A 2,954-nucleotide genomic window follows, 5' to 3' on the forward strand; every position below is an offset into this window, starting at 1 on the left:
TTTGGTTTTAGAGGTGAGGCCCTTTCTTCAATTTCAAGGGTTTCTAGAATGAAAATGACCTCCAAACCACCTGAAAAAGAAGTTGGAACAATGTTAGAAATATTAGGCGGAAAAATAATAGAAAAAAAGAGGGTTAATTCATCAAATGGAACGAAAATTGAGATTATGGATCTTTTTTTCAACATTCCTGCACGCAGAAAATTTCTTAAAAGTGATTCTGCTGAAGGAAGATACGTTACAGAGATTATAGAAAAGTTTGCTTTTACGAACAATATTAACTTAACGTATATAAGAGACAACAAAGAAATCTACAAATTTTCTTCTGATATGGATCTAATTACAAAATGTTTAAAAATATATCCCGAGTTAAAAAGAGATGATCTCATAGAAATTGAATACAACGATTCAGTGTACAAAATATCTGGAGTTATTTCACAACCAAAAGTTGGAAGAAATAATAGAACCGCCCAACACTTTTTTGTAAACAACAGGTATATTAAGGCGGCTTCACTTTACTCCGTTTTGGAAAAAGGTTACGGTGAGATGCTGGAAAAATCAGTTCATCCTTATGGAATAATATTCATAGAAATACCATCAAATATGGTAGATGTAAACGTTCACCCTCAAAAATTGGAAGTAAAATTCACGGACGAACAAAAGATAGCTTCTTTACTTAAAAAAGTTGTAAGAGAGGTCCTAAAGGAAAACACTCACTTTACGATGGAATTCATAAGTAGTAACGATATCCCTGCCACAAATAATGAAAATTCTTCGTTTTCTGTTCAAAATTTATACAGCAAGAACGAAGACTCACAAAAAGTTAATTTTTCACAAAACACTCCAAAAACAGATTATTTTGAACATACAGACGAATTTTTTAATAACTCTGAAATAGAAGATCTTCAGGAAGGAAATATCCATTTTGATAATGATAATAATTATAGACTTTATGAACCATCAAAAACCTTTGATTTTAAAGGTTTTGAATATCAAAAGAATCAGACGTTTACACCTGTTGAAAAAATTAATTCTTTTGAAAAATTAAGCATTTTGGGCATAGTTGCTGAGAGATATCTTGTAGTCGAAGGGGAAGACAAATTACTTTTAGTAGATTTTCATGCCGCACATGAACGTTATATATATGAAATTTTAAAGGAAAACCTATACGAAAAAGGTGGACTTACTTCCGATCTTCTACTTAACCCTCTTAAAATATCTTTAGACGAAGTAAGAAAAGGAATAATTTTAGAAAACAAAGATCACTTAGAAAAATTGGGTATAAAATTGGAAGAAGAAGGCAAAGAAATTATTGTAAAAGGACTTCCTTCCCTTGTGAAAATTGATGACGCTGAAAGATTGATATTCGAGATAGCGGATGATCTAAGAATATCAAATTTTGATCAACAATCAAACATACTTGATAAGAACTTAGCTACTATGGCGTGTAGAACGGCTGTAAAAACTAAAGATAATCCTACCGGTATGGAAACACTTTTAAACAACATCTTTGAGAAAAAATTACTAACCTGTCCACATGGTAGGCCGATAATGATCCAAATTACATTTAAAACCTTAGATAAATACTTTGGAAGGACTTAAAAAGGGGTGTAGCTTTTTCTTACACCCCTTTTTGTTTGTTTACTTAACTTGATCTAATTCTATCAATCTCTCTTGGGAAGTATAATTTTCAATAGTTCCCAAGTGAGCAATGTATTCACGTAAAGCATCCGCGTCTCTAAAGTATGTATCGTAACCAGGTTTACCTTCAAGCATAGTGTATCCGTCTCCGCCTGCAGCTACATAGTTGTTGGTAACAACCTTATAAGTTTTGTTCAAATCAATGGGTTTACCGTTTATTTTCACGTTTGTAGCTTTTCCACCTTTTATTTCTGCAGTTAGCCCTGCTACATGTAACTTAGCTCCTTGGCCATCAGGAATTGTAGCAGCATAATTTAAAACATCCATTATGTCTTTCCCAGTCAACTCTAAAACGTACAATGTGTTTCCAAAAGGTAAAACAGTCAAAATGTCTCTGTAGGTTATATCCCCTGCTTCAATAGAGGCTCTTATCCCGCCACCGTTCATTAAAGCAACATCTGCACCTGTTTTCCAAATCATACCATCTGCTATAAGATTGCTTAGATTCGTTTCGTCACTTCTAACGTGGGCACGTTCCCCGTCGAGATATACTTTTGTTACTCCAACAACCTCATTCAAAGCCTCTGATCCAAGTTGATAAAAAGCATCTGTAAACATTTTTATGAAAGGATCTTCGGGGATATCAGATGTTAGTGGAATTACTTCTCCTCTCCAATCTACTATCCTACCATCATCGATCCATAAATCTATTCTCCCAATGTTCTCTGCATTCTCTCCAGCTTGTGCTACTATTACATTATTGATTACTACAGGTGTTTCTAACAAAGTATGAGAATGTCCGTCTATTATAATATCTACTCCGGGTACATTTTCAGCTAGCTCATCTGAGGTAGTGAACTCAACAGACAAGTTAGGCCTTCCTCCATCTGCATGATAACCTAAGTGCGCAAGGACTATAACTACATCAGCTTTTTCTTGGACAATTGGAAGATATTTTTTTAAAGTTTCTTCTGCATCCACAATTGTATTCTCGCCTAAATAAATTGGTTCTAAAACTTTCGTTTGTTCAGTAACAAGACCTATAATTCCAACTGAGAAATCACCATAGTCTTTTATGATGTACGGTTCAAAAATTGGTCCTCCATGTTTTTCATCGACAAAATTTGCCCCTAAGAATGGAAATTGTGCTACTTCATACTGTTTCTCAAGCACTTCAAAAGGTTTATCGAATTCGTGATTACCCAAAACCATAGCATCCAAACCCATATAATGTAAAGCCAAAAAGTCAGGAACTGCATCCAACTGATCAGATTCTGGAATCCCTGTATTTACATCACCAGCATGTAGAAAAAGTA

General features: G+C 34.2%; 2 protein-coding genes. One reads left to right on the plus strand and one right to left on the minus strand.

Annotation, left to right across the window (positions count from 1 at the left end; genetic code table 11):
• Positions 1 to 1,599, plus strand: a 1,599-nt coding sequence (gene mutL, locus AA81_RS03835) for a DNA mismatch repair endonuclease MutL (protein WP_103898263.1), incomplete at its 5' end; no start/stop codon positions are given.
• 39 nt (positions 1,600 to 1,638) lie between these two features.
• Here mutL and AA81_RS03840 read toward each other — a convergent pair.
• The coding region (locus AA81_RS03840) for a 5'-nucleotidase C-terminal domain-containing protein (protein WP_103898264.1) at positions 1,639 to 2,954 on the minus strand (1,316 nt) is incomplete at its 5' end.

It is taken from the genome of Petrotoga halophila DSM 16923 (assembly GCF_002924615.1).